Origin of the sequence: Paracoccus aminophilus JCM 7686 (genome assembly GCF_000444995.1) — a bacterium.
Classification (GTDB): domain Bacteria; phylum Pseudomonadota; class Alphaproteobacteria; order Rhodobacterales; family Rhodobacteraceae; genus Paracoccus; species Paracoccus aminophilus.
On record NC_022041.1, the window covers coordinates 2,082,169 to 2,107,265 of the forward strand.

Genomic DNA, 25,097 nt, shown 5'->3' on the forward strand with positions numbered 1-25,097 from the left:
CGTGATTAGCCGGAAAATCACGGGGCTGCAATGGGGATCAGGCGAAAAGCTCGCGACAGAATTTCAAGCCGTCGATCAGCGCGTCGACCTCGGCCTTGGTGTTGTAGAGCCCGAAGCTCGCCCGCGCCGAGGCGGTGACACCGAAAAACTCCAGCAAAGGCATGGCGCAATGGGTGCCGGCCCGGACGGCGATGCCCTTTTTGTCGAGGATCGTCGAGATGTCATGGGCATGCGCGCCCTGCATCGTCATCGAGAAAATTGCGCCTTTGTCGGGCGAATCCCCCTGCACCTGGAGCCAGTTCAGCGCGCGCAGCTGATCGCGGGCATAGTCACGCAGCCCTTTCTCATGCGCAGCGACATTTTCCATGCCAAGCCCGGTCAGGTAATCGAGCGCAGCGCCCAGACCGATCTGGTTGACGATCCCGGGCGTGCCCGCCTCGAATTTCAGCGGCGGCGCGGCATAATCGACGCTGTCGCGGGTGACCGTGCGGATCATATCTCCGCCGCCGAGGAAGGGACGCATCTCGGCCTGACGCTCGCGCGAGATCCAGATCGCACCCGAGCCCGACGGCCCGTAAAGCTTGTGTCCGGTGATGACGTAGAAATCGACGCCCATCGACGACACATCAATCGGCATATGCACGGCCGCCTGGCTGCCATCGACCATGATCGGCACAGAGGTGCCCTTCCCGATCGCCGCGACATCGACCAGCGTGCCGGTCACGTTCGACATCTGGGTGATCGCGATCAGCTTGGTTTTCGGGGTGATCGCCGCCAGCACCTTTTCGGCAGGAAGACTGCCATCGGCCTCCGGCTCGACCCATTTCAGCACAACGCCCTGACGCTCGCGCAGGAAGTGCCAGGGCACGATATTGGCGTGATGCTCCAGCACCGAGACCAGAATCTCATCGCCCGCCTTCAAATGCGGCGCGGCCCAGCCATAGCTGACCAGATTGATCCCCTCGGTCGAGCCCGAGGTGAAGATGATCTCATCCTCATGCGCCGCGCCAAGGAAGCGCGCGATCTTGCCGCGCACCGCCTCATAATGCTCGGTCGCGAGGTTCGAGAGGTAATGCAGCCCGCGATGCACATTGGCATATTCCATCGAATAGGCCTGCGTGATCGCATCAATCACCACCTGCGGCTTTTGCGCGCTGGCGCCATTGTCGAGATAGACCAGCGGCTTGCCGTTGACCTCACGCGACAGGATCGGAAAATCGGCGCGGATTTTTGCGAGATCATAGCTCATGGGTCAAAACCTCGGGCGGAATGCCCATCGCGAGGGCAAGGAAAGTCAAAGCGAAGCCGACGACGAACAGCGTGCCGACCATCGTCAGAAGCACGAGAAAGCCGTTCTGAAACCCGTGCAACGCCTTGGTCAGCGTCACGATCAGGTAAAAGAAGAGCGCGAAAGCGACCAAGGAGAAGAGCCCCGCCAGCAACGGCAGGACCAGCATCAAAACGACCTGGACGGCCTGAACGGCGACGAGCAGAAGCTCGATCCATGCGGTGACGAGCAGCGCATCCTCAAACGAGCCCCTGCCCCCGAAGAGCCGACCGACAAAGGTGATCAGCAGCGCCGTGGCCGTCATCGCAACAAACTGGACTGCCGCGAGCAGCCAAGGCTGAGCGACCAGCTCGGTCAGCGGCGTGGTGATCGGCGTAGGAAAAAGCCAGTTCGCCACGCCTGCCAGCAAAGCCGAGAGTGCGATCGCCAGAACCAAAAGCATCCAGCGCGCGGCGATCGGCAGGCCCAGTCCCTGCAAGGCCCGAAACCCGCGCGCAGGTTCGCGCAACGTCAGGACGGCAAGCTCACCAATTTGAGTGAAAGTCATGATTTCCCTGCGACAGCGCGCAATCCGGCGCCCCAGATGAACAGAAAGGCAAAGCCCGCCAGCACCTGCACCAGCGTCAGCGCGGGGCCGGGTCCGACCAGCCCGGAGGTGAGCCCGGTCAGCAGCATCAACGGCGAAACCGCAAGCAAGGCCCAAAAGAGCGCAAGCCGCGAATTCTGCGCCGTGACTGGCCGCGCCGTCACCCGCGACAAAGCCGCCACGAGCGAGGCCAGCCCATAGGCAAGAACCGGCATGATGAACATCACCGCGAGCAGCGCCCCACCGATCCGCGCCTGCAGCGGGATCGAAGGGTCGAGCGCCGCGTCGCGGGCATGTTTCGGCAGCTGCGAGATGAAGGTGATCAGCATCGCCGCCATCAACACCACCAAAGCCACCCGGTCGGGCATCCCGCGCAGTTCAGAGACGACCTTGGCCGGGGCCCACCAGCTTCGAACGACGCGCGGCAAAATCCCTGACTGGCTCATCCCGGGCTGGCTCATCCCTGACTGGCCTGCGTCGTCAGCCACTCTTCGAGCCGTTCGCCGATGCGGTCGCGCAGGGCGTCATCCTCGACCTCTTCCAGCGCATCCGCGAGGAAAGAGAGCACCAGAAGCACTGTCGCCTGCTCTTTCGGAACCCCGCGCGAGCGCAGGTAAAAGAGCGCCGTCTCGTCGATCGCGCCAGTGGTCGAGCCATGGCTGCATTTCACGTCATCGGCATAGATTTCCAGCTCGGGCTTGCCGAGGAACTGGCTTTCGCCGTCCAGAAGCAGCGACTGGCTGATCTGATAGCCATCGGTTTTCTGCGCGCCCTGCTTGACCAGAATTTTGCCCTGGAAGACACCGACGGCACCGTTTTTCAGCACGTTCTTGAAGACCTGACGGCTTTCGCACCGCTCGGCCGCATGGGTGATGAAAACGGTACTGTCGTGATGGAACGGGCCTTCCTTGCCGTCGCCCAGAACTGCGGCGGCGACATGGGCCACAGCGTCGTCGCCAATGATGTCGATGACGCTTTCGTTGCGCATCATCCGGCCGCTGACCGCGAGCTCGAAGGATTTAAAGAGCGCCTTTTCCGCCACGCGGGCAAAAATATGGCCATTGCCGACCTTGGCATAGGCCGCGCGTTTGGCGGTGATGTGATGGAAGCGCGCCTCAGACGCGACATCGACCTCGAGCACATTGTTCGAGCGCGCGCCGATCATGCCGGTTTCCAGAAGCGTCAGCTCCGAGCCCGGCTCCATCTTCACGACATGATGGACCAGCACATCGGCCGCCGCATTTTCGCGCCGATAGATGATATGGACCGGGCGTGCGACTTTTCCCGTCACGCGGATCAGCGCGCCATCACCCGCCGCGAGCGTGTTCAGGATCGCGAAGGGACGCAGCACCGGCTTCTGGCCAGCGGCTTCCAGCGTGCCGAAGAGGCCCTTGGCCCAGTGATCAGCCGAGGCCTCGGCGGCGGCGAGACTGGCAATCTCCAGCCCCTCGCCCGCCAGATCATCCGAGGCAGATGCATCGAAACGACCGTCGACGAAAACCAGCTTCAGCCGGTCAAGATCGCCGAAAAGCGGCGAATCCGCCGCGCCCGGCAGAACCGGAACCGGCGCAGGTTCAACCGCATTGAAGGCGGTCGGATGGGTATAGCGCCAATATTCGTCGCGCGCCTTGGGCAGCCCGGCAGCGGTCAGCCGCGCCAAAGCATCGGCGCGGGCGGCGGCGGTGAAGCCGCCTTTCGGCAGGTCGAGCGCGGCCAGCCGTGCCGTCAGAGCATCCGTCTGCGCGGCAGGCTTCGCACCCGTCTCGGGAGAGCGAAGAGCGGCTTCGGTCATTCCGCAACCTCCGCCAGCAGGTCGGCGTAACCGTTCTTCTCGACCTCAAGCGCAAGCTCGGGCCCGCCGGTTTTGATGATGCGGCCGTTATACATGATATGGACGACATCGGGGCGGATGTGGTCGAGCAGGCGCTGGTAATGGGTGATCACTAGGAAGCTGCGATCCGGCGCGCGCAGAGCGTTCACGCCTTCGGACACCAGACGCATCGCATCGACATCGAGACCCGAGTCGGTCTCGTCGAGGATGCACATCTTGGGCTCCAGCATGGCCATCTGCAGGATTTCATTGCGCTTTTTCTCGCCGCCCGAGAAGCCGACATTGACCGGACGCTTCAGCATCTCGGCGTCGATGTTCAGCGTCTTTGCCTTTTCGCGCACCAGCTTCAGGAAATCGCCCGAGGAGAGCTCCTCTTCGCCCCGCGCCTTGCGCTGTGCGTTCACCGCCGTGCGCAGGAAGGTCAGGTTGCCGACGCCGGGGATCTCGACCGGATATTGGAAGGCCAGGAACAGCCCTGCCGCCGCGCGCTCTTCCGGCTCCATCGCCAGCAGGTCCTCGCCGTTGAGCGAGGCCGCGCCCTCGGTCACTTCATAGCCGTCGCGGCCCGAGAGCACATAGGAGAGCGTCGATTTGCCCGACCCGTTCGGCCCCATGATCGCGTGAACCTGCCCGGCCGGCACGGTCAGATCGACCCCTTTGAGGATCTGCTTGCTACCGTCTTCAAGTTCGGCGTGCAGGTTTTTGATTTCCAGCATATTTTTCCCTTACATCTCGTCTCGGCAACAAGCAGGCGTCACGCGCCCGGCACCGCTATTTCTTTCCGGCACTCAGCCGACCGAACCTTCCAGCGAAATCGCGACCAGAGACTGAGCCTCCATCGCAAATTCCATCGGCAGGGCTTGCAGCACCTCGCGGCAGAACCCGTTCACGACCAGCGCGACCGCCTCTTCTTCGTCCATGCCGCGGGCGCGGCAGTAGAAGAGCTGATCGTCATCGACCTTCGAGGTGGTGGCCTCGTGCTCGACCCGGCTCGAGTTGTTCTTGACCTCGATATAGGGAACCGTATGGGCCCCGCATTCCGAACCGATCAGCAGGCTGTCGCATTGCGTATAGTTCCGGCTGTTGGTGGCCTTCGGATGCATCGAGACCTGACCGCGGTAGGTATTCTGCGCTTTACCAGCAGAAATCCCTTTTGAAACAATGCGTGAGCGCGTGTTCTTGCCAAGATGGAGCATCTTGGTCCCGGTGTCGGCCTGCTGCATGTTATTGGCAATCGCGATCGAATAGAACTCGCCCTGGCTTTCGTCGCCGCGCAGGATGCAGGACGGATATTTCCAGGTGATCGCCGAGCCGGTCTCGACCTGCGTCCACATGATCTTCGCGCGATCGCCCCGGCAATCGGCGCGTTTCGTCACGAAGTTGTAGATGCCGCCCTTGCCCTCTTCATCGCCCGGGAACCAGTTCTGAACGGTCGAATATTTGACCTCGGCATCTTCGAGAATGACGATCTCGACCACCGCCGCATGAAGCTGGGCGGTGTCGCGCTTGGGCGCGGTGCAGCCTTCAAGGTAGCTCACATAAGCGCCCTTGTCGGCGATGATCAGGGTGCGCTCGAACTGGCCGGTGTTTTCCGCGTTGATGCGGAAATAGGTCGAAAGCTCCATCGGGCATTTCACGCCTGGCGGGATATAGACGAAAGACCCGTCCGAGAAGACCGCCGCATTCAGCGCCGAATAGAAGTTGTCGCCCGCCGGAACCACCGAACCGAGATACTGCTTCACCAGTTCCGGGTGTTCCTTGATCGCTTCCGAGATCGAGCAGAAGATCACGCCCGCTTTCGCCAGCTCATCCTTGAAGGTCGTCCCGATCGAGACCGAGTCAAAGACCGCATCAACCGCGACCTTACGCGCCTCGGCCGGGCTTTCGCCCGCACCTTCAACGCCAGCAAGGATCATCTGCTCTTTCAGCGGAATGCCCAGTTTCGAATAGGTCGCGAGCAGCTTCGGGTCGACCTCGTCCAAGGACTTCGGCTTCACCGCCATGCTTTTCGGGCGCGCGTAGTAATAGACGTCCTGAAAATCGATGTCCGGGATCGTCAGCATCGCCCATTCCGGCTGCTTCATATCCTGCCAGCGCCGGAATGCCTTGAGCCGCCAGTCGGTCATCCACTCCGGCTCTTCGTTCTTTTGCGAAATCAGACGGACAATGTCTTCATTGATGCCCTTGGGGGCATATTCCATCTCGATTTCGGTATCCCAGCCGTATTTGTAGCTGCCCATGTTCTGAACAGTTTCGACGGTCTCGCGGTCGACGCCTTCGCGGACCTCAAGCTCCGGAGCATTAGCCAGATCAGCCATGGTCATCCTTTCCGGCGGTAGACCGCCCATAATTCCGTTCACGCCAGCGCTGCCGAGCAGTCAACCAGGCGTCGGCAAAACGCGTAACATCCCGTTCATCCGTGCTCGGACCGAACGAGATGCGGATCGCGTCGCCCGCATGTTCCGGCGAGATCCCCATGGCTTGCAGAACGCCACTGGCCCGGACCTTGCCCGAGGAGCAGGCCGAGCCCGCCGAAACGGCAAAACCAGCCAGATCCATCTGCATCACCTGCGTCTCGCCTTTCCAGCCCGGTGTCAGAACCGACAAGGTATTTGGCAAGCGTCGGGAATCGCGCCCCAAGAATGTAACATCTTCGGCCCCGGATTCCAGTGTAGCGAGCAAGGAATCGCGGATTTCACCGACCCTCTCCCACTTTCCTTGATCCAGATCATTTTGCGCAGCCTTCGCAGCTGCGGCAAAACCCATGATTCCGATCAGGTTCTCGGTCCCAGCGCGCCGCCCTTGCTCTTGGCCGCCGCCCTTGATCCGCGCCTCGATCTCGGTGCCGCGCTTGACGATCAGGGCCCCGATCCCCTTGGGCCCGCCGATCTTATGGGCCGAAATGAAGCCTGCGGTGACGCCAAGCCAGTTGAAGGCAAAGGCGATCTTGCCGAACGCCTGCGTCAGATCGGTGACGCCAAGCCCATCGGGCAGGCTTTGGATCACCCCGGTCTCGGAATTCGCGAGCTGCAAGCTCGACCGCGCCGGATCGAGCACCGTCACGATCCCATTGGCATCGGTCGCGAGCGTTTCGCCGCACCAGGCGCGAACCGCGTCATGCTCGACCGGCGAGCAGGCAAAGCCGCGCCCCGCCAAAGCCAGAGCCGCCGCCTCGGTCGAGCCCGAGGTGAAGATGACATCCGCCCCCTCGGCGCCGACCGCCGCCGCAATCTCTTCGCGCGCCCGCTCCATCGCGGATTTCGCCGCGCGGCCCTCGGCATGGACCGAGGACGGATTGCCGACGATCTCGCAGGCCGCCAGCATCGCCGCCCGCGCCTCGGCGCAAAGCGGCGTGGTCGCGTTCCAGTCGAGATAGGCGCGCGCCATCACCGCCCCTCCAGCGCAAGCGAGATCCGCGCGGCAAGCCGCGCCGCAACCTCGTCCTTGGCCATGCGCGGCCAGCTTTCGACGCCCTGATCCGAAATCAGCGTCACCGCATTCTCGGTCCCGCCCATGATTTCGGTCCCCGGGCGCACATCATTGGCCAGGATCCAGTCACAGCCCTTGCGCAGGCGTTTTTCGGTGGCATGGGCGATCACATCGTCGGTTTCGGCGGCAAAGCCCACGACGAGCTTTGGCCGCCCCAGCGAAAGCCGGCTCAACCACGCCAGAATATCCGGGTTCTCGCTGAATTCGAGCACCGGCATCCGGCCGCAGCCGTCTTTCTTGATCTTCGAGGCGCTGGCGTTCTTGACCTTCCAATCGGCCACAGCCGCTGCCATCACCGCCGCATCGACCGGCAGCGCATGCTCGACCGCGACGCGCATTTCCTCGGCTGTCTCGACCCGGATGACCTCTACGCCCTCGGGCGGAGGCACGCTGGCCGGGCCGGTCACAAAAGTCACGCGCGCACCGAGATCGCGGAGCGCCGCGCCAATCGCCGTCCCCTGCGCCCCGGACGAGCGGTTGGCGAGATAGCGCACCGGATCAATCGGCTCATGCGTCGGGCCAGAGGTCACCAGAATATGCTTGCCCGCAAGGCTACCGCGCGGCGGAAGCCTCACCACCGCCTCAGGCGGCAGCCGCAGCGGGCGCTCGCCGAGATGACGCTGGATCGCCTCGAGGATTGCCTCGGGCTCGGCCATCCGGCCCTCGCCGAATTCACCGCAGGCCATAGAGCCCTCATCGGGACCAACAAAGAGAATGCCATCCTCGGCCAAAGTCGCGCGATTGCGCTGGGTTGCGGCATGTTCCCACATGCGCACATTCATCGCAGGCGCGATCAGCACCGGCTTATTCGTGGCCAAAAGCAGCGTCGAGGCCAGATCATTGGCAAGCCCCCCCGCCATCCGCGCCATGAGATCCGCCGTCGCCGGCGCAACCACCACCAGATCGGCGGCGCGCGACAGCTCGATATGGCCCATCTCGGATTCGCGCGTGAGGTCAAAGAGCTCCTGATGACAGGGCGCCTCGGCCAAAGCCGACAGGGTCAGCGGTGTCACGAATTGCGCACCCGCCTGCGTCAGAACCGGCGTCACCGCCATGCCCTGCTTGCGTAAAAGCCGGATGAGCTCGGGGATCTTGAAGGCGGCGATTCCGCCCCCGACCACCAGCAGGATTCTATTGCCTTGCATCGCGACCTCACTTTTTTTGCGCTGCACTCCGGGACATAGGGCCAAGCGGCCCGAGGAACAAGCAACGAGGGCGGATCCACGCCAGTTAACCAATTGTTAAGCGCGTCGCGCTATCCAATCCGTCAAAAGATCGGAGGCGGATATGGTCGCCATCGCCTATACGGTCGCTTTCGAGGGGATCGAGGGTCGGCTTGTCGAGGTGCAATGCTCAGTTGCGCCGGGACTGCCCTCGTTTACCATCGTCGGTCTGCCCGATAAAGCGGTGAATGAAGCCAAAGAGCGGCTGCGCTCGGCGTTTTCGGCCATGGCAATCGCCATGCCGTCGCGCCGCATCACCATCAACCTCTCCCCCGCCGATCTCCCGAAAGAGGGCTCTCATTTCGACCTGCCGATCGCGCTCGCAGTTCTGGCAGCCGTCGAGATCCTACCTGCCGAAGAGCTCGCCCATATCCTGTCGCTGGGTGAGCTGTCCCTCGACGGGCGCATCGTCGCCGTCGCGGGCGCGCTTCCTGCCGCCATGGCCGCCGCAGAGGAAGATCGCGCACTCCTCTGCCCAGCCCCCTGCGGTGGTGAGGCGGCGTGGATCGCCTCGGTCCCGGTGTTTGCCCCGGCGTCTTTGCGCGAGGCGGTCGATCACTTGACCGGCCGCGCGCCGCTGCGCCGCGCCGCGCCGGGCGAAGTCGCGCGCCATGCCGATGGCCCGGATCTTGCCGATGTACGGGGGCAGGAACGCGCCAGACGCGCGCTCGAAATCGCCGCGGCAGGGCGGCATCATCTGCTCATGTCCGGACCACCCGGTTCTGGAAAATCTATGCTTGCCAAAAGATTGCCAAGCATTCTTCCGCCACTTTCTCCGGAAGAGACGCTCGAGACCTCGATGATTTACTCCCTTGCCGGAAATCTCAAATCCGGCGCGATTTCACGTCAATCGCCCTTCTGCGAGCCGCATCATACCGCCTCGATGGCCGCGATTATCGGGGGTGGACGTGGCGCCCGCCCGGGGCAAGTCAGCCTTGCGCATAACGGCGTTCTCTTTCTCGATGAGCTGCCCGAATTCCCTCGCGCCGTGCTCGACACCCTGCGCCAACCAATCGAGACCGGCGAGGTCGTCGTCGCGCGCGCCAATGCTCATATCCGCTATCCCTGCCGCTTCCTGCTAGTCGCGGCGGCCAATCCCTGCCGCTGCGGTTATCTTGCAGATGCCTCCCGCGCCTGCGCCCGCGTCCCGCAATGCGGCGCGGATTATATGGGTAAGATTTCCGGGCCGTTGATGGACCGCTTCGATCTCAGGGTCGAGGTTCCGGCCGTCAGTCTCGCCGATCTCGATATTCGCACACCGGGAGAGGCCAGCGCGCCGGTCGCGGGTCGGGTTGCGGCCGCACGCCAGATCCAGCACGACCGGTTCGCGGCCCATCCGCAGATCCGGGTCAATGCTGATGCGGCAGGCAGTCTTTTGGAAGAGATTGCCACCCCGGACACCGAAGGCCGCGATCTGCTTTTGCGCGCAGCCGAGAAACTCGGGCTGACCGCGCGCGGCTATCATCGCGTGCTGCGCACCGCCCGGACAATCGCAGATCTCGCCGCGAGCCCGCAGGTCCGAAGCCCGCATATCGCCGAAGCGGTCAGCTACCGCCTGCCATTTATCGCAGGCGGTTAGCCTGAACCTCAGCCGCGCGCGGCAAGCCGCCGCTCGATGGCATCCCAGATCAGCGCCGCGGCATTGATCCCATCAAAGCGCTCAAGCTCTTGAATGCCGGTCGGCGAGGTCACATTGATCTCGGTCAGCCAGCCGTCAATGACATCGATCCCGGTAAAGATCAGGCCTTTCTCGCGCAAGATCGGACCGATCCGAGCGCAGATCTCACGCTCACGCTCGGTCAGTCCCACCGGCTCGGGACGACCGCCGACATGCATATTCGAGCGTGCCTCCCCCGCCGCCGGAACCCGGTTGATCGCGCCGACCGGCTCGCCATCGACCAAAATCACCCGCTTGTCGCCTTTGACCACGGCGGGCAGATATTTCTGCGCAATCACCGGCTCGCGGTTGATGGCCGTGAAGGTCTCCATCAGCGAGGACAGATTGGGATCCTCGGGACGCAGATGAAACACCCCGGCCCCGCCATTGCCGTAAAGAGGCTTGACGATAATATCGCCATGTTTGCGGCGAAATGCGCGGATATCCTCGATATTGCGGGTGATCAGCGTCGGCGGGGTGAGATCGGGGAAATCGAGGACAAGCAGTTTCTCGGGTGAGTTCCGGACCCAGAACGGGTCATTCACCACATAGGTTTCCGGATGAACCCGATCGAGCAGGTGGGTCGTCGTGATATAGGCCATGTCGAAAGGCGGGTCTTGCCGCAGCCAGACCACATCGAAATCCCGCAGATCGACCGTTTCCCAGTCGCCGAAAGTGACGTGATTGCCCTCCTCCCGGCGAAGCGTGATTTTCCGCCCGGTGGCGAGCACCCGGCCTTCGGAATAGCTCAGCCTATCGGCCGTATATTCAAACAGACGATGGCCCCGCGCTTCGGCCTCCAGCCCCAACCGGTAGCTGCTGTCCCCTTGGATCGAGACATTCTCGATCGGATCCATCTGCAAAGCGACGTAAAGACTCATCGACAATCTCCCAACGGTCATTCGTCGCGGTTGTCGCTTGCCGATCCCGGCAATGCAAGGATCAGTTCAATCCGAAGGCATTTTCCAAAACCTCAATCCGACCGAAATTATCAACCAGCGCCGCGTCAAAACGCATTTCTGTCAGCGAGCCGGTCGGCAAATCGCCGACATATTCGCAAGCCGCATGACAGATCCGGTCCATCTGGCGCCGAGACAGCCGTTCCGCGGCCTGCTGATGGTCTGCTGAGGCCTTCACCTCGACGAAGATATAGCCGCCATCCTTTTGCAAGATGAGGTCGATTTCCCCGGCTTTGCCGCGCCAGCGCGAAGCCGCGAGCGCATATCCCGCCTGTGCATAGTGATCGGCCACGGCCTCTTCGGCCATGCGCCCACTCACATATCCAATTTTGCCGCGGATGGAGCGCTGCGCGCGCCCACGCCCTTCCAGTAAGGCGCTGTCTAGCATGTCACTCTTTCTCCTTCATCAGCGCCAAAGCCAGCGCATAGACGTCACGTTTCGGCAAACCATATCGCGCCGCGACCAAGGCCGAAGCATCCTTCACCGAGCTTTCTGCCAGAGCGACGCCCAGATCCGCCCGGATCGTCGCCTCATCAACCTCTTGCGCTTCGGGCGGTCCGAACAGCACGACAACTTCGCCCCGCAAGCCTTCTTCCGGAATGGCTTCTGCCAACTCAGAGGCCTGTCCGCGCATGACCTCTTCGAATTTTTTCGTCAGCTCCCTACACACCACTGTAGACCTGCCCGGATCAATCTCGCAGAACTCTTTCAACAAGTCCTTAACGCGTCGCGGACTTTCGAAGAGAACGATGGTCGCATCGATCCCGAACCAGCTTCTGAGCCAGCGTTGACGCGCACCTTTGGCCGAGGGCGGAAAGCCCACGAACATGAAGCGATCGCTTGGCAGGCCAGAGACCGTGAGCCCGGCCAGCAGCGCCGAGGGACCGGGCAGCGCATGAACGGCAAAGCCCGCCTCTGCTGCATCACGCGCCAGCCGGAAGCCCGGATCGGCCACCAGGGGCGTGCCGGCATCCGACGCATAGGCTACGCTGCGCCCTTCGCCGAGCAGCTTCAGGATCAGCGGGCGTTGCCGGTCCGCATTATGGTCATGATAGGCGATTACCCGACGGCCGCGCAAAGGGACGCCATGGATCTCCATGAGGTGACGCAGCGTGCGGGTGTCTTCAGCGGCGAGCACATCGGCGCTGTTGAGCGTATCGAGCGCGCGCAGCGTGATATCCCGCGCGGTCCCGATCGGGGTTGCGACCAGATAGAGACCGGCGTCGGGCCGGGTCGCCATGATGCGCGCGGCGATCGTGCCGGGCGCATTTGTCGCCTGAGACGGGTCATCCCAACCATCGGCCGGTTCCTGCATGCTCTGCCCTTTCGGAGTTTCTGCGTAAGTTGCCTTCACGCCAATATGCCAATAACCTGCCGACGTTAAGTCTCCAGCACTGCCAACAGGGAATCACCGCTATGACCGTCTCCGAAACGATCCGTGGCGCGAGCAAACTGCGCCGTCCTCTGGCGCGGCTCGGCGCCGTCGTCTCGGCCATGTTTCTCGCCGCCTGCGAACCGACCGGAATGGGGGCCTCGGGGCCGCAGACCGGCCAGATGATCGACCCCAAACAGCCGGTTCCGGTGGCCCTTCTGGTTCCCTCGGGCAGCGGCAGCGCCGATCTCGACTGGCTCGCCCGATCGCTCACCAATTCGGCCAAGATGGCCGCGGGCGATGCCCAAGGCGCTACGATCGATCTGCGGATCTATCCGGCGGGCTCGGATCCTGCACAGGCGGTAGCTCAGGCCAACAAGGCCGTCGATGAGGGTGCAAAGATCATCCTCGGGCCGCTGTTCGCCGATTCGGCCAATGCCGTCGGCAATGCCGTGAAACCGCGCGGCGTCAATGTGCTGTCCTTCTCGAACAACCCCGATATTGCGGGCGGCAACCTCTTCATCCTTGGCAGCAGCTTTGACAATGTCGCGAACCGTCTGGTGCGCTACGGCGTCAAGAATGGCAAGAAGCGCATTCTCATGGTCGCCGAGGAAGATGCCGCCGGTCAGGTCGGCGCGCGTGCGATCCAAAAGGCGATCAGCCAGAATGGCGGCACTTTGGCAGGCGCGGTCAACCATCAGGTCTCGACCTCGGGGATTGACGCGGTCATCCCGAATATCGCCTCGGCCGCCAATTCCGGCAATGTCGATGCGATTTTCGTCACCGCCAACCAAGGCGCGGTCCTGCCCTATCTGCTCGACAAGCTGAACGCGGCCGGTGTGAATTCCTCGACCACCCAGATGATGGGCCTGACGCGTTGGGACCAGCCTGCCGCCCGGATGCAGATCCCCGGCGTGCAGGGCGGTTGGTTCGCCGTTCCCGACACCACCAAGAAGGCCCAGTTCGATCAGCGTTACCGTGCCGCCTACGGCGAGGCGCCCCATGAGCTCGGCTCGCTTGGCTATGACGGCGTTGCCGCGATCTCGGCACTGGTGCGCGCAGGCAAGGCCAATGCGCTGACGACGGCGGGCCTGACCCAGAGCTCGGGCTTTGCTGGCATCAACGGCACGTTCCGCCTGCGTCGCGACGGCACCAATGACCGCGCGCTCGCGGTTGGCACCATCCGCAACGGCCAGCTGGTCGTGCTTGATCCGGCGCCGAAAAGCTTTAGCGGCTTTGGGTTCTGATCTTGGTTCAGAGCTCCGGCCCATCTGATCCCACCGCCCCGGCTTTGTCCGGGGCGCATAATTTGATCGCCAGCGATGACTTCATCCCCCGTCTGACGGCAGCGTTGACCGGCTTGAGCGATCCGAAGACCGTGCGGGCGACCACCGTTGCGATCCTGACCGAGGCCCGGGCCGAGAGCATGGCCGGGATCGTCGCCAATTTCATGACCCATCCGCGCGCGGCACGCGAAACCGTCCGCGCTATTGCCGCGCTGACCGATGCGACGGTCTCGGCGATCTATCACGTCGCGACCAAAATCCTGCATGCCCAGTCCAATCTCACCGAGGCCGAGCGGCTCGCCGTGCTGGCGATCGGGGGCTATGGCCGCGCCGAAATGGCGCCGCAATCGGATGTGGACATCCTGTTTCTGACCCCCTGGAAGGTCTCGCCTTGGGGGGAAAGCGTGGTGGAAACCATGCTTTACATGCTGTGGGACCTGAAGCTGAAAGTCGGGCAATCGGTGCGTTCGATCGACGACTGTCTGCGGCTCAGCGCCGAGGATATGACGATCCGCACCAGCCTGCTTGAGCATCGGCTGATCTGCGGCCATGCCGCCACGGCCGAGCTGCTGCGTGAAAGGCTTTGGCCCGAGCTCTTTGACAATTCCGTCCCCGAATTCATCGAGGCCAAGCTCGCCGAGCGCTCGGCGCGCCACAAGAAGCAGGGCGGCCAGCGCTATGTGCTTGAGCCCAACGTCAAAGAGGGCAAGGGCGGTCTGCGCGATCTGCAAACGCTCTATTGGATGGCAAAATACATCCATAAGGTCGAGCGCGCCGCTCAGCTGGTCGATCTGGGCTTTTTCACCCGCGACGAGCATCTGACCTTCTGGCAGGCCGAGGATTTTCTCTGGGCCGTGCGCTGCCATCTCCATCTGATCGCCAAGCGCCCGATGGATCAGCTCACCTTCGACATGCAGGTCGAGGTCGCGCGCCGGATGGGCTATCGCGACAGCGGCGGCCGCCGCGCGGTCGAGATCTTCATGCAGGATTACTTCCTTCATGCCACCCGCGTCGGCGAGCTGACCCGGGTCTTTCTGGTCGCGCTGGAAAACCGCCATCTCTACAAGGCGCCGATCCTCAACCTGCTCTTTCGCAAGCGCCGCCGCATCCGGCCGGGCTTCACCGAAGAGCGCGGGCGGCTGAATATCGAGAATGAGGCGGAATTCCTCAAGGATCCGCTGAATATCCTGCGCCTCTTCGAAGAGGCTTTGCGCACCGGCATCCTGATCCATCCCGAGGCGATGCGGCTGGTCACCAGCCATCTCGATCTCATCGATGACGAGATGCGCGCCAATCCCGAAGCGGTACGGATCTTTCTTGATCTGCTGCTCAAACACGGCAACCCCGAGCGCAGCCTGCGCCGGATGAACGAGCTCGGCGTTCTGGGCGCTTTCATCCCGGAATTCGCACCGGTCGTGGCGATGATGCAGTTCAACGTCTACCACCATTACACGGTCGACGAGCATCTGATCCAATGCATCTCCTCGCTGGCCGCGATCGAGCGGGGCGAATTGTCCGAGGATCTGCCGCTCGCCTCCGAGATCATCAAGGGCGACATCAACCGCCGCGCCCTGACGCTGGCCGTGCTGTTTCACGACATCGGCAAGGGGCGCCCCGAGGATCATTCGATCCTTGGCGCGCGGCTGGTGCGCCGAATCGGCACCCGCTTCGGCCTGCCTGCCGATGAGGTCGAAACCATCGAATGGCTGGTCCGCAATCATCTGCTGATGTCGGATGTGGCGCAAAAGCGCGATATCTCGGACCCGCGCACCATCGGCGATTTCGCCAAGATGGTGAAAAGCCGCAAGCGGCTGGATCTGCTTTTGATCCTCACGGTTTGCGACATTCGCGGCGTGGGTCCGGGGACCTGGAACAACTGGAAGGCCATGCTGCTGCGCCGCCTGCACGAGCTGACCGCAACCGCGCTTGATGGCGGGCTCGAAGAGCTCAACCGCGAAAAGCGCACCGACGAGGCCAAGCGCTCGCTGCGTCACCTGCTGGTCGCGACCGGCTGGGACGCGCGCGAGATCCGCGAAGAGCTCGCCCGCCATTACGACAATTACTGGTCGGGCCTGCCCACGGAAACTCAGGCGGTCTTTGCGGGCATGTTGCGCCCGCCGCCGGATTCGGGCGAGGTCGGCATCGACCTGCATCCCGATACCGACCGCGACGCGACCCGCGCGGCCTTCGTGCTGGCCGACCATCCCGGCATTTTCTCGCGGCTCGCGGGCGCTCTGGCGCTTGTCGGTGCCAATGTCGTCGATGCGCGCACCTATACGACGCGGGACGGCTATGCGACGGCGGTCTTTTGGACGCAGGATGCCGAGGGGCGGCCCTATGACGCCGACCGCCTGCCCCGCCTGCGCCAGATGATCGAGCGCACGCTCAAGGGCGAGATCGTCGCGCGCACCGCGCTTGCCAGCAAGGACAAGCCCAAGAAACGCGAATCCGCCTTCCGCTTCCCGACCCATATCACCTTCGACAATGAAGGCAGCGATATTTACACCGTAATCGAGGTCGACACCCGCGACCGCCCGGGCCTGCTTTATGACCTGACGCGGACGCTGGCGGAAAACCACATCCAGATCGTCAGTGCCGTCATCGCGACCTTCGGCGCGCAGGTGGTCGATACATTTTATGTCAAGGATGCCTTCGGGTTGAAGCTTCATCAGGAGCTTCGGCGCGAGACGCTGGAAAAGCGGCTTCGTCAGGCCATCCGCGAAGGCGCCGAGCGCGCCGGGAGCTAATCTATGCAGCCTATCCGCCTGATCCGCGGCTTTCTTTCCGTTGGCGCCTGGACGCTGGTCTCTCGTGTCGTGGGCTTTGTCCGTGACATGATGATCGCGGCCTTTCTGGGCTCTGGCCCGGTGGCGCAAGCCTATCTCGTGGCCTTCACTTTGCCCAATATGTTCCGCCGCTTCTTTGCCGAAGGGGCGTTCAACACGGCTTTCGTGCCGATGTTTGCCAAGAAACTCGAAGATGGCTCCAATCCGCGCGATTTTGCCGAGGAGGCCTTCTCGGGTCTCGCGATGGTCGTGCTGATCGTCTCGGTCATCGCCAATTTCATCATGCCTTGGCTCGTCTTCATTCAGGCGGCGGGCTTTGCGGGCGATGAGCGTTTCGATCTGGCCGTCGTCTATGGCAAGATCTGCTTTCCCTATATCTTCTTCATCTCGCTGACGGCGCTGCTGTCGGGGCTGCTGAACGCGGGCGGCAAATTCATGGCCGCCGCCGCTGCCCCCGTCCTGATGAACCTGATCCTGATCGTCGCCATGGTGCTCGCCGACCATTTCGGCTGGGACATGGGGCTGGCCATGGCCTGGTCGACGCCGATCTCGGGGATCGCGCAATTTGCGATGGTCTGGATTGCGGCGAAGAAGATGGGATTTCCGCTCTACTTCCGCCGCCCGCGCCTGACCCCGGATATGAAGCGGCTTCTGGCGATTGCCGCGCCTGCGGTGCTCGCGGGCGGCGTCGTTCAGGTCAACCTGCTGGTCGGGCGTCAGGTCGGCTCCTTCTTCGAGGGCGCGATCGCTTGGCTGACCTATGCCGACCGGCTTTATCAGCTGCCGCTTGGCGTCGTGGGCATCGCCATTGGCATCGTGCTTTTGCCCGATATCTCGCGCCGCCTGAAGGCCGAGGACCATACCGGCGGCCGCCATGCCTATAACCGCGCCACGGAATTCGCGCTGTTTCTGACTGTGCCTTGCGGCGTCGCGCTGATTGTCGCGGCCTATCCGCTGATCTCGGTCCTGTTCGAGCGTGGCCAGTTCGACCATTCCGATGTCGGCCCGACCGCGCTCGCGCTGGCGATCTACGGCGTGGGCCTTCCGGCTTTCGTGCTGCAAAAGGTGCTGCAACCGCTCTATTTCGCCCGCGAGGACACCCGCACGCCCTTCCGCTTTGCCGTGGTCTCGATGGTGGTGAATGCTGCCTGCGCGCTTGGTCTTGCCCCCTTCATGGGCTTTTCCGCCGCGGCTTGGGGCACGACCATCGCGGGCTGGATCATGGCCTGGCAGCTCTGGCGCGGCACCCGCGCCATGGGCGAGGCCGCGAGCTTTGACGCAAGGCTCAAGCACCGCCTGCCCCGGATCATCGCCGCCTCGCTGGTCATGGGCGTTGTGGTCTTCGCGCTGATGCAGGTTCTGGGCGAGATGCTCTCGACCCACGGCGCGCGCTATCTGGGCCTTGCCCTTCTCGTTCTCGGCGGCATGGCAAGCTATTTCGTCGCGGCCGTGCTGCTGGGCGCGGTCAAACCCTCCGATCTCAAGGCCGATCTGCGCCGCAAACGCTGAGCCACTTTGGCGACGCCAGCAAAAAGGGGGCCAACTGGCCCCCTTTTTCATGTTCTGTGCCCGCGTTTACCGCTGCCGGATCTGGCCCATCAGCCGGGCAAACCCGCCGGGGATCAGCACGAAGGAGAGCAGGAAACCCGAGGCAAAGCCCGCAAGCTCGGCGATCCAGGTCAGGTTGCCGTCCTGGAAGATGATGCCGAAGACAAGCTGGAACAGCAGCAACATGCCGATCAGGCTGAAGGCGCGCATTTGATTGCCGTTCTCCTGACCGAGCTTCAGCCAGAGCAGATAGGTAAAGGCACCGACAAAGCCATAGACCGCCGGATAGCCGCCGATCAGCGCGGCAAAGCGGAACTGCGGCAAGAGCGCGGCGCAGAGCGTATAGATCAGCGCGCCGCCAATTGCCGAGCCGAAAAACAGCACCAGCACCGCCCAGGGCCGGAAGACCCGCGCCACCATATTGCCGAGCGCCAGCAGGAAGACGACGACGAAGAGCGCCTGCGTGAAGGTGTAATGAATGAAGGGATAAGTCACGAGCCGGGCCAATTGGCGCGGATCGGCAATGCCAAGCTGCCACATCCGGATCAGGATATCGGGGACGAAGGCGGATTTCTCGGCCGCGATCTGGCGCATGGCCAAAGCCGCCCCCTGCCCGCCGAGCCCGTTGTTGAGAAAGCCCGTCAGCGCCAGACCGAAGACCGCCTCGGAGGCGATCATCGGCAAAGCGAGGATCCAGACGATCGCCGGAACGGGATTGAGAGGGGATTGATCGTTGCCGGGGCGCATGTCTCGGTCCTTTTCTGGCTTAGTCTGTCAGCGGCTCAGTCTGTCTGCGGGTCTTGGGACGGTTCTTGCCCTCGTCCGGACTGGGCGGTTGCACCCGGTCCGGCCAAGGGGTAAGCCAGCGCCAGTGATTTTCCAAGCAGGTAACGCTATGACGATGAGCTTCAAACCGCGTATCTTCTCTGGAATCCAGCCGTCGGGTGGCCTGACTTTGGGCAACTATCTGGGCGCTCTGCGCCGTTTCGCTGGCTTTCAGGGCACTGGTCCCGAGACGATTTACTGTGTCGTCGATCTGCACGCGATCACCGTCTGGCAAGACCCTGCCGAATTGAGCCGCCGCACCCGCGAGATCGCGGCGGCCTATATGGCCTCTGGCGTCGATCCCGAACAGTCGATCCTCTTCAACCAAAGCCAGGTTGCTGCCCATGCCGAGCTTGCATGGCTCTTTAACTGCGTCGCGCGGTTGGGCTGGATGAACCGGATGACCCAGTTCAAGGATAAAGCCGGCAAGAACTCCGAGAATTCGAGCCTTGGCCTTTACGCCTATCCCTCGCTGATGGCCGCCGACATTCTGGCCTATCGTGCGACTGCCGTGCCGGTGGGCGACGACCAGAAGCAGCATGTCGAGCTCACGCGCGATATCGCGGCGAAGTTCAACCATGATTACGGCGTCGAATTCTTCCCCCAGCCCACGCCGCTGATCGAGGGCACCGCGACCCGCGTCATGTCTTTGCGCGACGGCTCGAAGAAAATGTCGAAATCCGATCCTTCGGATGCAAGCCGCATCAACCTGACCGATGATGCCGACACGATCACCGCAAAGATCCGCAAGGCGCGCACCGATGCCGAGCCGCTGCCGGGCAGTGCCGAGGGGCTGAAGGACCGCCCCGAGGCGAAGAACCTGCTCAATATCTACTCGGCCTTGACCGGCGAAAGCATTGACGAGATCCTCGGCAAGTTCGAAGGTCAGGGCTTTGGCACCTTCAAACCCGCCCTTGCCGAGATCGCCGTCGATGTTCTGGCGCCGATCACGTCGAAAATGTCGCAATTCATGGCCGATCCCGCCGAGATTGACCGTATCCTTGGCAAAGGCGCGACTCGGGCGGCAGAAATCGCCCAGCCGGTCGTTGAAGAAGCCAAGGGGATCATGGGCATGATCCGCTCGCGTTAAGCTTTGTGCCGCCGGACCAGCGCGGATCGGCGGCATCTTCTCCCTTGACCTCGGCTTATTTTCCGGCCGAAGGAGGCCTTATGGCTACCGATGCGCTGACCCTTTTGCTCGAGGAGCGCGACTGGCTTTTGGCCGATGGCGCCATGGGCACAAATCTTTACAATATGGGCCTCGCCCCGGGTGAGGCACCCGATCTGTGGTGCGAAAAGCATCCTGAAAAGGTGCTCGAACTGCATCGCGCGATGATCGCGGCGGGCTCGGATATTATCCTGACGAACAGCTTTGGCGCCAATGCCTGCCGCCTGCGTCTGTCGGGCGCGGCCGATCGTGTCGCCTCGATCAACCAGACCGCGGCGCGGCTGGCGCGGGAGGCGGCCGACGCCGCAGGACGCAAGGTTCTGGTCGCGGGCTCGATCGGCCCGACCGGCGAGATCATGGCACCGATGGGCCGTCTGACCGAGACCGAAGCCGCGCAGATCTTCACCGAACAGGCCGAGGCGCTCAAGGCGGGCGGCGCGGATCTCTTGTGGGTCGAAACCATCAGCGCCGTCGAAGAGCTGCGCGCGGCCTCGGTCGCCGCCAAGGCGACCGGCCTGCCCTGGGTCGGCATGATGAGCTTTGAACCCGGCGGCTGGACCATGATGGGCGTGACGCCCGCCCAGCTTGCCGCTCTGGTCGAGCGGCTCTCGCCGCGCCCGACCGCTTACGGCGCGAATTGCGGCACCGGCCCGAGCGAGCTGTTGCGCGCCATGACCGGCTTTGCCGCGGCAGGCAGCGAACGCGCGATGATCGCCAAGCCGAATGCGGGCGTGCCGCGCTATCAGGACGGCGGGCTGATCTATGATGCCACGCCCGAGGTCATGGCCGAATTCGCGATCCTCGCCCGCGACCTTGGCGTGCGCATCATCGGCGGCTGCTGCGGCACCACGCCCGCCCATCTCGGCGCGATGCGCGATGCGTTGCAGACCCATGCCCGCGGCCCCCGCCCGACGCCCGACATGATCGCGCGCCGCATGGGCGAGGCGATGAGCGAATCGGGCGGCGCTAAAACAGACTGAGCTGATCGCCCTGCCGTGGTGGCGGGGCGAAGCGGCTGCAATCGAGCACCTCGTTCTCGCGCCCGAGCCCCAGCCGCTTGCGCGCTAGCCGGAAACGCTGATGCATGAGATCGGCCTCGATCCCCTCGCCGCGAAAACGCGAGCCAAAACGCGGATCATTGTCGCGCCCGCCGCGCATCGCCTGCACCTTGGCCATGACATGCGCGGCCTTGCCCGGATGATGCCGCTCGAGCCAGTCGCGAAAGAGCGGCGCGACCTCAAGCGGCAGGCGCAACGGAATCATCGAGGCCGTGCGCGCCCCCGCCTCTGCAGCAGCCGTCAGCACGCGCTCGATCTCATGCTCGGTCAGATAAGGGATGACCGGCGCCACCATCACCCGCACCGCCAACCCGACCGCTGCCAGCTCGCGGATCATCCGAAGCCGGGTCGCGGGCGCGGGCGCGCGCGGCTCCATCTGGCGCGACAGATCGGCATCGAGCGTGGTGACCGAGACCCCGACGACGATCTGGCGCCGCGTCGCCATTTCCCCGATGAGGTCGAGATCGCGCAGGATCGTCGCCCCGCGCGTGACGATGGTCAGCGGATGGTTCCAATCATGAAGCACCTGCAGGCAGCTGCGCATGATCGCGAATTTGGCCTCGATCGGCTGATATGGATCGGTGTTGGTGCCAAAAGCAATCGGCGCGATCTTGTAGCTTTTGCGCCCGATTTCGGCAGCAAGCAGCTGGGCCGCATTGGGCTTGGCCGTGATCCGCGTTTCGAAATCGAGCCCCGGAGACAGGCCAAGATAGGCATGGCTTGGCCGCGCGAAGCAATAGATGCAGCCGTGTTCGCAGCCGCGATAGGGATTGACCGAGCGGTCGAAGGGAATGTCCGGCGACTGGTTGCGCGCAATGATCGAGCGCGCCAGTTCCGTCGTGACCTCGGTGCGCAACAGCCGCTCCTCCTCGGGAATGTCCCAGCCATCGGATTCGCGTTCGCGCTGATAGGGCTCGAACCTTGCGGCCGGACGGCTGTCCGCGCCACGCGCCTTGCGGATTTCATCGGGGTTGGACGGAGGAAGCATAGCGGACCAGAAAGAACATATAGGGAACATTTAGCCCGAAACCGTCCGAAACCGCAATCCTTCTAACAATTTTAACGGGAACCGGCGGCGGTGCTCCGCCATTGGTCGAAGATGACGCAACGATATCAACGCGGCTCTTTCCACGCCGCCCGCAAATCCCCATATTACAAGGGATAGAGGAGAGATCAGAATGCCGCTGCCGCATTTCCTTCTGATGCTAGCCGCCGTCATCATCGCCGCTGCGGTGACGATCTGGGTCGCCCTTTCCGCCGGGCTGCCGCCTGCTGTCCTGGGGTTGATCGCGCTTTTGATCGCCGCCGCCGTGCATTTCACCCGCCGCGACAGCGGAGAAGACCGTCACCACCGCAACGGCCATTGACGCGTCGCCGTTGGCTCAGGGCATCCGCACGACAAACCCGCGTCAACGGAGGGAGCTAGGTTTATTGGCCTCGCCTGAATGGTCCGTTGTTTCCGGGCCTTATTGGCGCGATCGCCCTTAGTGGACAGTTGATCTTGTTGGCCTAGAAAACTCTCTGCTCGATCTCGCGCGGATCGGCCACCTCTACATGCCAAAACTCCACTGCGCCTTCAGGCAGGGTCGTCAGAACGCGCTCCAGATCCGCTTTGTTCGTATAGCGACGCAAGGACCAAGCTGTCGCCTCGATGGCATTGTCAGGTGTGAGGTTGTGGTTCTGCCTGACCTTCTTGACCTCCTGCACCAAGCTCGCACGATTTGCAAAAGGAAGCGGCGGGAGGTGAACCTGCCAGCCCGCAACGAAAACTGCGCGAGGAATTGCGGGGAGAACGGAAACGAAATCCAATCCCTGTTGGGCCGTCAGCCGCTTTCGAAAGACCTGCAAGACGCCGTCCATCGCGGTATAGGCCATGTTATCCGACGTGAGGCCCATGCGGTCCCTGAGATCATCAAGGATGGCCCGCCATTCCTTGGAAGCATGGCGATAGGTCCATGGCATCGGCATGATCGGCCCTCGCTCTCTTAGCTTTGACAGGTCCTTGAACCTGACGATCAGCGGCCGCTTTGGCTGCATCCCGGCTGGTCGGAGCTCTGAGATTGACGTTTCGAGCCTGTATCCGTCATCTCGATGTTACGCTATGGGCCAGAAGCAGAACAGAAGAGCATTTGAAAATGCGCATGATCGTTCTATTGGTGTCAGCAATACACGCGCGGACCGACCAAAGCCGTCAGCTTTCCAGTTCGACATCCCAGTAAAGATAATCGATCCAGCTTTCATGCAGGTGATTCGGTGGGAAGCGTCGGCCGGAGGCATGCATGTCCTCCGAGCTTGGACGGCGCGGTTGGCGGGCCAGATGCAGGCCGGAATTCTTCAGCGAGCGGTTCGCCTTGCGCAGATTGCAGGGTGAACAGGCCGCGACCACGTTTTCCCAGCTCGTCACCCCCCCGCGCGAGCGCGGCACGACATGGTCAAAGGTCAGATCGCCCTTGGCGCCGCAATATTGGCAGCAGAATTCGTCCCTCAGAAAAAGATTGAAGCGCGTGAATGCCACGCGCTTCTGGGGTTTGACGTAATCTTTGAGAACCACCACCGAGGGGATGCGTATCGCCTCCCTTTGGCTGCGCACGACCTCGTCATATTCCGCGATGATCGAGACCCGGTCGAGGAACACGGCCTTGACCGCCTCCTGCCAGGGCCAGAGCGACAACGGGTAATAGGACAGAGGCCGGAAATCCGCATTCAGGACCAGAGCTGGAAAATGCTTGAGTGCCGCCGGTTCGCGAACGAACTGTGTCCGGAAGTCGATCTGATCGTGCTGCGGCATTCTCATTGCTCCGTATCCTTGGCCGGAACCTGCCCTCTTGTCGGCCCACTATAAGTCGTGGGAAGCGGCTGACAAGTTCCGAGATGTAGGGTCGTTAACTGATTACCTCTAGGCTGTGACAGCGCCGTGACGCGCAGCGTCAGAGCAATCCCACGGCAGTCTTACTGCGGTTTTAGTGCGGCGTCGCCACCTTCATCAGCACCAGCCCCGAAATGATCAGTGCCGCTGCCAGCAGGCGCATCGCCGTTGCGGGCTCATGCATCCACAAAATTCCGATCACAAAGGAGCCAATCGCGCCGATGCCGGTCCAGATCGTATAGGCGGTGCCAAGCGGCAAGGTGCGCATCGCGAGCGCCAGAAACCAGATGCTGATCGCCATGCCGACTGCGGTGACAACGGTCGGCCAGAGCTTTGAGAATCCATTCGATTCCTTCATCGCCACTGCCCAGATCACTTCACAGACCCCGGCTATCAGTAGGTAAATCCACGCCATTGTTTGCTCCCTATCGTGCATCGAACCCGCGCAGATTGATTGTTGAGACGGATCGGGTCAATCTCGGCTGTGCAGATAGATCTTTGGTGGCGCAGATGGTGACGGCTCCTTCCTTGATCGGCCCGCTCGAGATCGCGCTTTATGCCGAGGATCTCGAGGCGGCGGCGGCTTTCTGGACCGGGGTCATGGGACTTGCGGAAATCTCGCGGCAGCCCGGTCGTCACGTTTTCTTGAAGATCGGCGCGCAGGTTCTGCTGATTTTCAACCCGCTTGCGACCGCGCACCCGCCCTCTGCCGAATCCCGTCTGCCGGTTCCGGCCCATGGCGCAACCGGGTCGGGGCATTTCTGCTTGGCGGTCCGGCCCGAGGATCTGGACCCTTGGCGCCAGCATCTCGAAACATCTGGGGTCGAAATCGAGGCCGATTTCATCTGGCCTCAAGGCGGGCGGTCGATCTATTTCCGCGATCCTGCCGGAAATTCCATCGAATTGGCCGACCCCGCCATCTGGCCGCAACTGCGTTGACCAGAAACAAAAAAGGCAGCCACCAGAGGGGCTGCCTTCGGAAGAGGTCGTCAGCGACGGGCCTTCTGGGCGACGGCTTCGGCTTTCGCCGGCACCGGCCGGGCAGCTTTCGCAATCATCAGGCTCAGCGGGATCAATGCGAGCGCGGTCATCCAGATCAGGTCCATGAGGCATCCTCCGTCTATCTATCTGTCAAGGTAACCACCTGACCGGCG

The 25,097-nt window shown here is 62.8% G+C and carries 24 protein-coding genes; 8 read left to right on the top strand and 16 right to left on the bottom strand.

Annotation, left to right across the window (positions count from 1 at the left end):
• Window positions 1–37: 37 nt before the first annotated feature.
• The 8 genes from JCM7686_RS10180 to coaBC all read right to left on the bottom strand — a co-directional run bounded on the left by JCM7686_RS10180 (window position 38) and on the right by coaBC (window position 8,339).
• Window positions 38–1,249, bottom strand: coding sequence for a cysteine desulfurase (locus JCM7686_RS10180; protein WP_020950749.1), 1,212 nt, complete (start codon window positions 1,247–1,249; stop codon window positions 38–40).
• Complete coding sequence (locus JCM7686_RS10185) at window positions 1,239–1,835, bottom strand: YIP1 family protein (RefSeq protein WP_020950750.1); 597 nt, start codon at window positions 1,833–1,835, stop codon at window positions 1,239–1,241. Before JCM7686_RS10185 ends, JCM7686_RS10180 begins: the two co-directional genes overlap by 11 nt.
• Window positions 1,832–2,362: a hypothetical protein gene (locus JCM7686_RS10190; protein WP_236635811.1), complete on the bottom strand. Its 531-nt coding sequence runs from the start codon at window positions 2,360–2,362 to the stop codon at window positions 1,832–1,834. Before JCM7686_RS10190 ends, JCM7686_RS10185 begins: the two co-directional genes overlap by 4 nt.
• Complete coding sequence (locus tag JCM7686_RS10195) at window positions 2,332–3,666, bottom strand: SufB/SufD family protein (protein WP_020950752.1); 1,335 nt, start codon at window positions 3,664–3,666, stop codon at window positions 2,332–2,334. Before JCM7686_RS10195 ends, JCM7686_RS10190 begins: the two co-directional genes overlap by 31 nt.
• Complete coding sequence (gene sufC / locus JCM7686_RS10200; RefSeq protein WP_020950753.1) at window positions 3,663–4,421, bottom strand: Fe-S cluster assembly ATPase SufC; 759 nt, start codon at window positions 4,419–4,421, stop codon at window positions 3,663–3,665. Before sufC ends, JCM7686_RS10195 begins: the two co-directional genes overlap by 4 nt.
• A gap of 72 nt (window positions 4,422–4,493) precedes the next feature.
• Window positions 4,494–6,023, bottom strand: a complete 1,530-nt coding sequence (sufB, locus tag JCM7686_RS10205; protein ID WP_020950754.1) for a Fe-S cluster assembly protein SufB — start codon at window positions 6,021–6,023, stop codon at window positions 4,494–4,496.
• On the bottom strand, window positions 6,016–7,092 hold the full coding sequence (locus tag JCM7686_RS10210; RefSeq protein ID WP_020950755.1) for a cysteine desulfurase family protein: 1,077 nt from the start codon (window positions 7,090–7,092) through the stop codon (window positions 6,016–6,018). The genes sufB and JCM7686_RS10210 overlap by 8 nt, the downstream gene beginning before the upstream one ends.
• On the bottom strand, window positions 7,092–8,339 hold the full coding sequence (coaBC, locus tag JCM7686_RS10215) for a bifunctional phosphopantothenoylcysteine decarboxylase/phosphopantothenate--cysteine ligase CoaBC (protein WP_020950756.1): 1,248 nt from the start codon (window positions 8,337–8,339) through the stop codon (window positions 7,092–7,094). The genes JCM7686_RS10210 and coaBC overlap by 1 nt, the downstream gene beginning before the upstream one ends.
• Window positions 8,340–8,481: 142 nt before the next feature.
• Here coaBC and JCM7686_RS10220 point away from each other — a divergent pair, with 142 nt between their 5' ends.
• The gene (locus JCM7686_RS10220; RefSeq protein WP_020950757.1) at window positions 8,482–9,996 is read left to right on the top strand and encodes a YifB family Mg chelatase-like AAA ATPase; all 1,515 of its coding nucleotides are present in this window, start codon (window positions 8,482–8,484) and stop codon (window positions 9,994–9,996) included.
• A gap of 8 nt (window positions 9,997–10,004) precedes the next feature.
• Here the strand turns inward: JCM7686_RS10220 and gshB are convergent, their stop codons facing one another.
• From gshB to rsmI, 3 genes are all read right to left on the bottom strand, one after another.
• Window positions 10,005–10,955 (bottom strand): glutathione synthase, encoded by a 951-nt coding sequence (gshB, locus tag JCM7686_RS10225; protein ID WP_020950758.1) that lies wholly within the window; start codon window positions 10,953–10,955, stop codon window positions 10,005–10,007.
• Window positions 10,956–11,016: 61 nt separating this feature from the next.
• On the bottom strand, window positions 11,017–11,421 hold the full coding sequence (locus tag JCM7686_RS10230; RefSeq protein WP_020950759.1) for a YraN family protein: 405 nt from the start codon (window positions 11,419–11,421) through the stop codon (window positions 11,017–11,019).
• A 1-nt stretch (window position 11,422) separates the two neighbouring features.
• A complete protein-coding gene (gene rsmI, locus JCM7686_RS10235) occupies window positions 11,423–12,274 on the bottom strand; it encodes a 16S rRNA (cytidine(1402)-2'-O)-methyltransferase (protein WP_041527809.1) in 852 nt (283 codons plus the stop codon).
• A 176-nt stretch (window positions 12,275–12,450) separates the two neighbouring features.
• Here rsmI and JCM7686_RS10240 point away from each other — a divergent pair, with 176 nt between their 5' ends.
• The 3 genes from JCM7686_RS10240 to murJ all read left to right on the top strand — a co-directional run bounded on the left by JCM7686_RS10240 (window position 12,451) and on the right by murJ (window position 17,987).
• Complete coding sequence (locus JCM7686_RS10240) at window positions 12,451–13,653, top strand: penicillin-binding protein activator (protein ID WP_020950761.1); 1,203 nt, start codon at window positions 12,451–12,453, stop codon at window positions 13,651–13,653.
• A gap of 62 nt (window positions 13,654–13,715) precedes the next feature.
• The gene (locus JCM7686_RS10245) at window positions 13,716–16,439 is read left to right on the top strand and encodes a [protein-PII] uridylyltransferase (RefSeq protein ID WP_236635817.1); all 2,724 of its coding nucleotides are present in this window, start codon (window positions 13,716–13,718) and stop codon (window positions 16,437–16,439) included.
• A 3-nt stretch (window positions 16,440–16,442) separates the two neighbouring features.
• The gene (gene murJ, locus JCM7686_RS10250) at window positions 16,443–17,987 is read left to right on the top strand and encodes a murein biosynthesis integral membrane protein MurJ (RefSeq protein ID WP_020950763.1); all 1,545 of its coding nucleotides are present in this window, start codon (window positions 16,443–16,445) and stop codon (window positions 17,985–17,987) included.
• A 66-nt stretch (window positions 17,988–18,053) separates the two neighbouring features.
• Here the strand turns inward: murJ and JCM7686_RS10255 are convergent, their stop codons facing one another.
• The gene (locus tag JCM7686_RS10255) at window positions 18,054–18,773 is read right to left on the bottom strand and encodes a rhomboid family intramembrane serine protease (RefSeq protein ID WP_020950764.1); all 720 of its coding nucleotides are present in this window, start codon (window positions 18,771–18,773) and stop codon (window positions 18,054–18,056) included.
• 148 nt (window positions 18,774–18,921) lie between these two features.
• Here JCM7686_RS10255 and trpS point away from each other — a divergent pair, with 148 nt between their 5' ends.
• The gene (trpS, locus tag JCM7686_RS10260; protein WP_020950765.1) at window positions 18,922–19,941 is read left to right on the top strand and encodes a tryptophan--tRNA ligase; all 1,020 of its coding nucleotides are present in this window, start codon (window positions 18,922–18,924) and stop codon (window positions 19,939–19,941) included.
• Window positions 19,942–20,021: 80 nt separating this feature from the next.
• On the top strand, window positions 20,022–20,999 hold the full coding sequence (gene bmt, locus JCM7686_RS10265; RefSeq protein WP_020950766.1) for a betaine--homocysteine S-methyltransferase: 978 nt from the start codon (window positions 20,022–20,024) through the stop codon (window positions 20,997–20,999).
• Here the strand turns inward: bmt and JCM7686_RS10270 are convergent.
• Window positions 20,986–22,065: a PA0069 family radical SAM protein gene (locus JCM7686_RS10270; protein WP_041527276.1), complete on the bottom strand. Its 1,080-nt coding sequence runs from the start codon at window positions 22,063–22,065 to the stop codon at window positions 20,986–20,988. The two genes, bmt and JCM7686_RS10270, sit on opposite strands and share 14 nt — an antisense overlap.
• A gap of 190 nt (window positions 22,066–22,255) precedes the next feature.
• Here JCM7686_RS10270 and JCM7686_RS10275 point away from each other — a divergent pair, with 190 nt between their 5' ends.
• Window positions 22,256–22,444 carry a hypothetical protein gene (locus tag JCM7686_RS10275; protein ID WP_020950768.1) on the top strand — a complete coding sequence of 63 codons (189 nt, stop codon included), beginning with the start codon at window positions 22,256–22,258 and terminating at the stop codon, window positions 22,442–22,444.
• Between the two features lie 142 nt (window positions 22,445–22,586).
• Here the strand turns inward: JCM7686_RS10275 and JCM7686_RS10280 are convergent, their stop codons facing one another.
• From JCM7686_RS10280 to JCM7686_RS10290, 3 genes are all read right to left on the bottom strand, one after another.
• Window positions 22,587–23,045, bottom strand: a complete 459-nt coding sequence (locus JCM7686_RS10280; RefSeq protein WP_041527810.1) for a DUF2267 domain-containing protein — start codon at window positions 23,043–23,045, stop codon at window positions 22,587–22,589.
• 223 nt (window positions 23,046–23,268) lie between these two features.
• Window positions 23,269–23,865: an HNH endonuclease gene (locus tag JCM7686_RS10285; RefSeq protein WP_020950770.1), complete on the bottom strand. Its 597-nt coding sequence runs from the start codon at window positions 23,863–23,865 to the stop codon at window positions 23,269–23,271.
• Window positions 23,866–24,037: 172 nt separating this feature from the next.
• Complete coding sequence (locus JCM7686_RS10290; protein WP_020950771.1) at window positions 24,038–24,358, bottom strand: DMT family transporter; 321 nt, start codon at window positions 24,356–24,358, stop codon at window positions 24,038–24,040.
• A gap of 95 nt (window positions 24,359–24,453) precedes the next feature.
• Between JCM7686_RS10290 and JCM7686_RS10295 the strand changes: the two genes are divergently transcribed.
• On the top strand, window positions 24,454–24,882 hold the full coding sequence (locus JCM7686_RS10295) for a VOC family protein (RefSeq protein WP_020950772.1): 429 nt from the start codon (window positions 24,454–24,456) through the stop codon (window positions 24,880–24,882).
• Window positions 24,883–25,097: the final 215 nt, after the last annotated feature.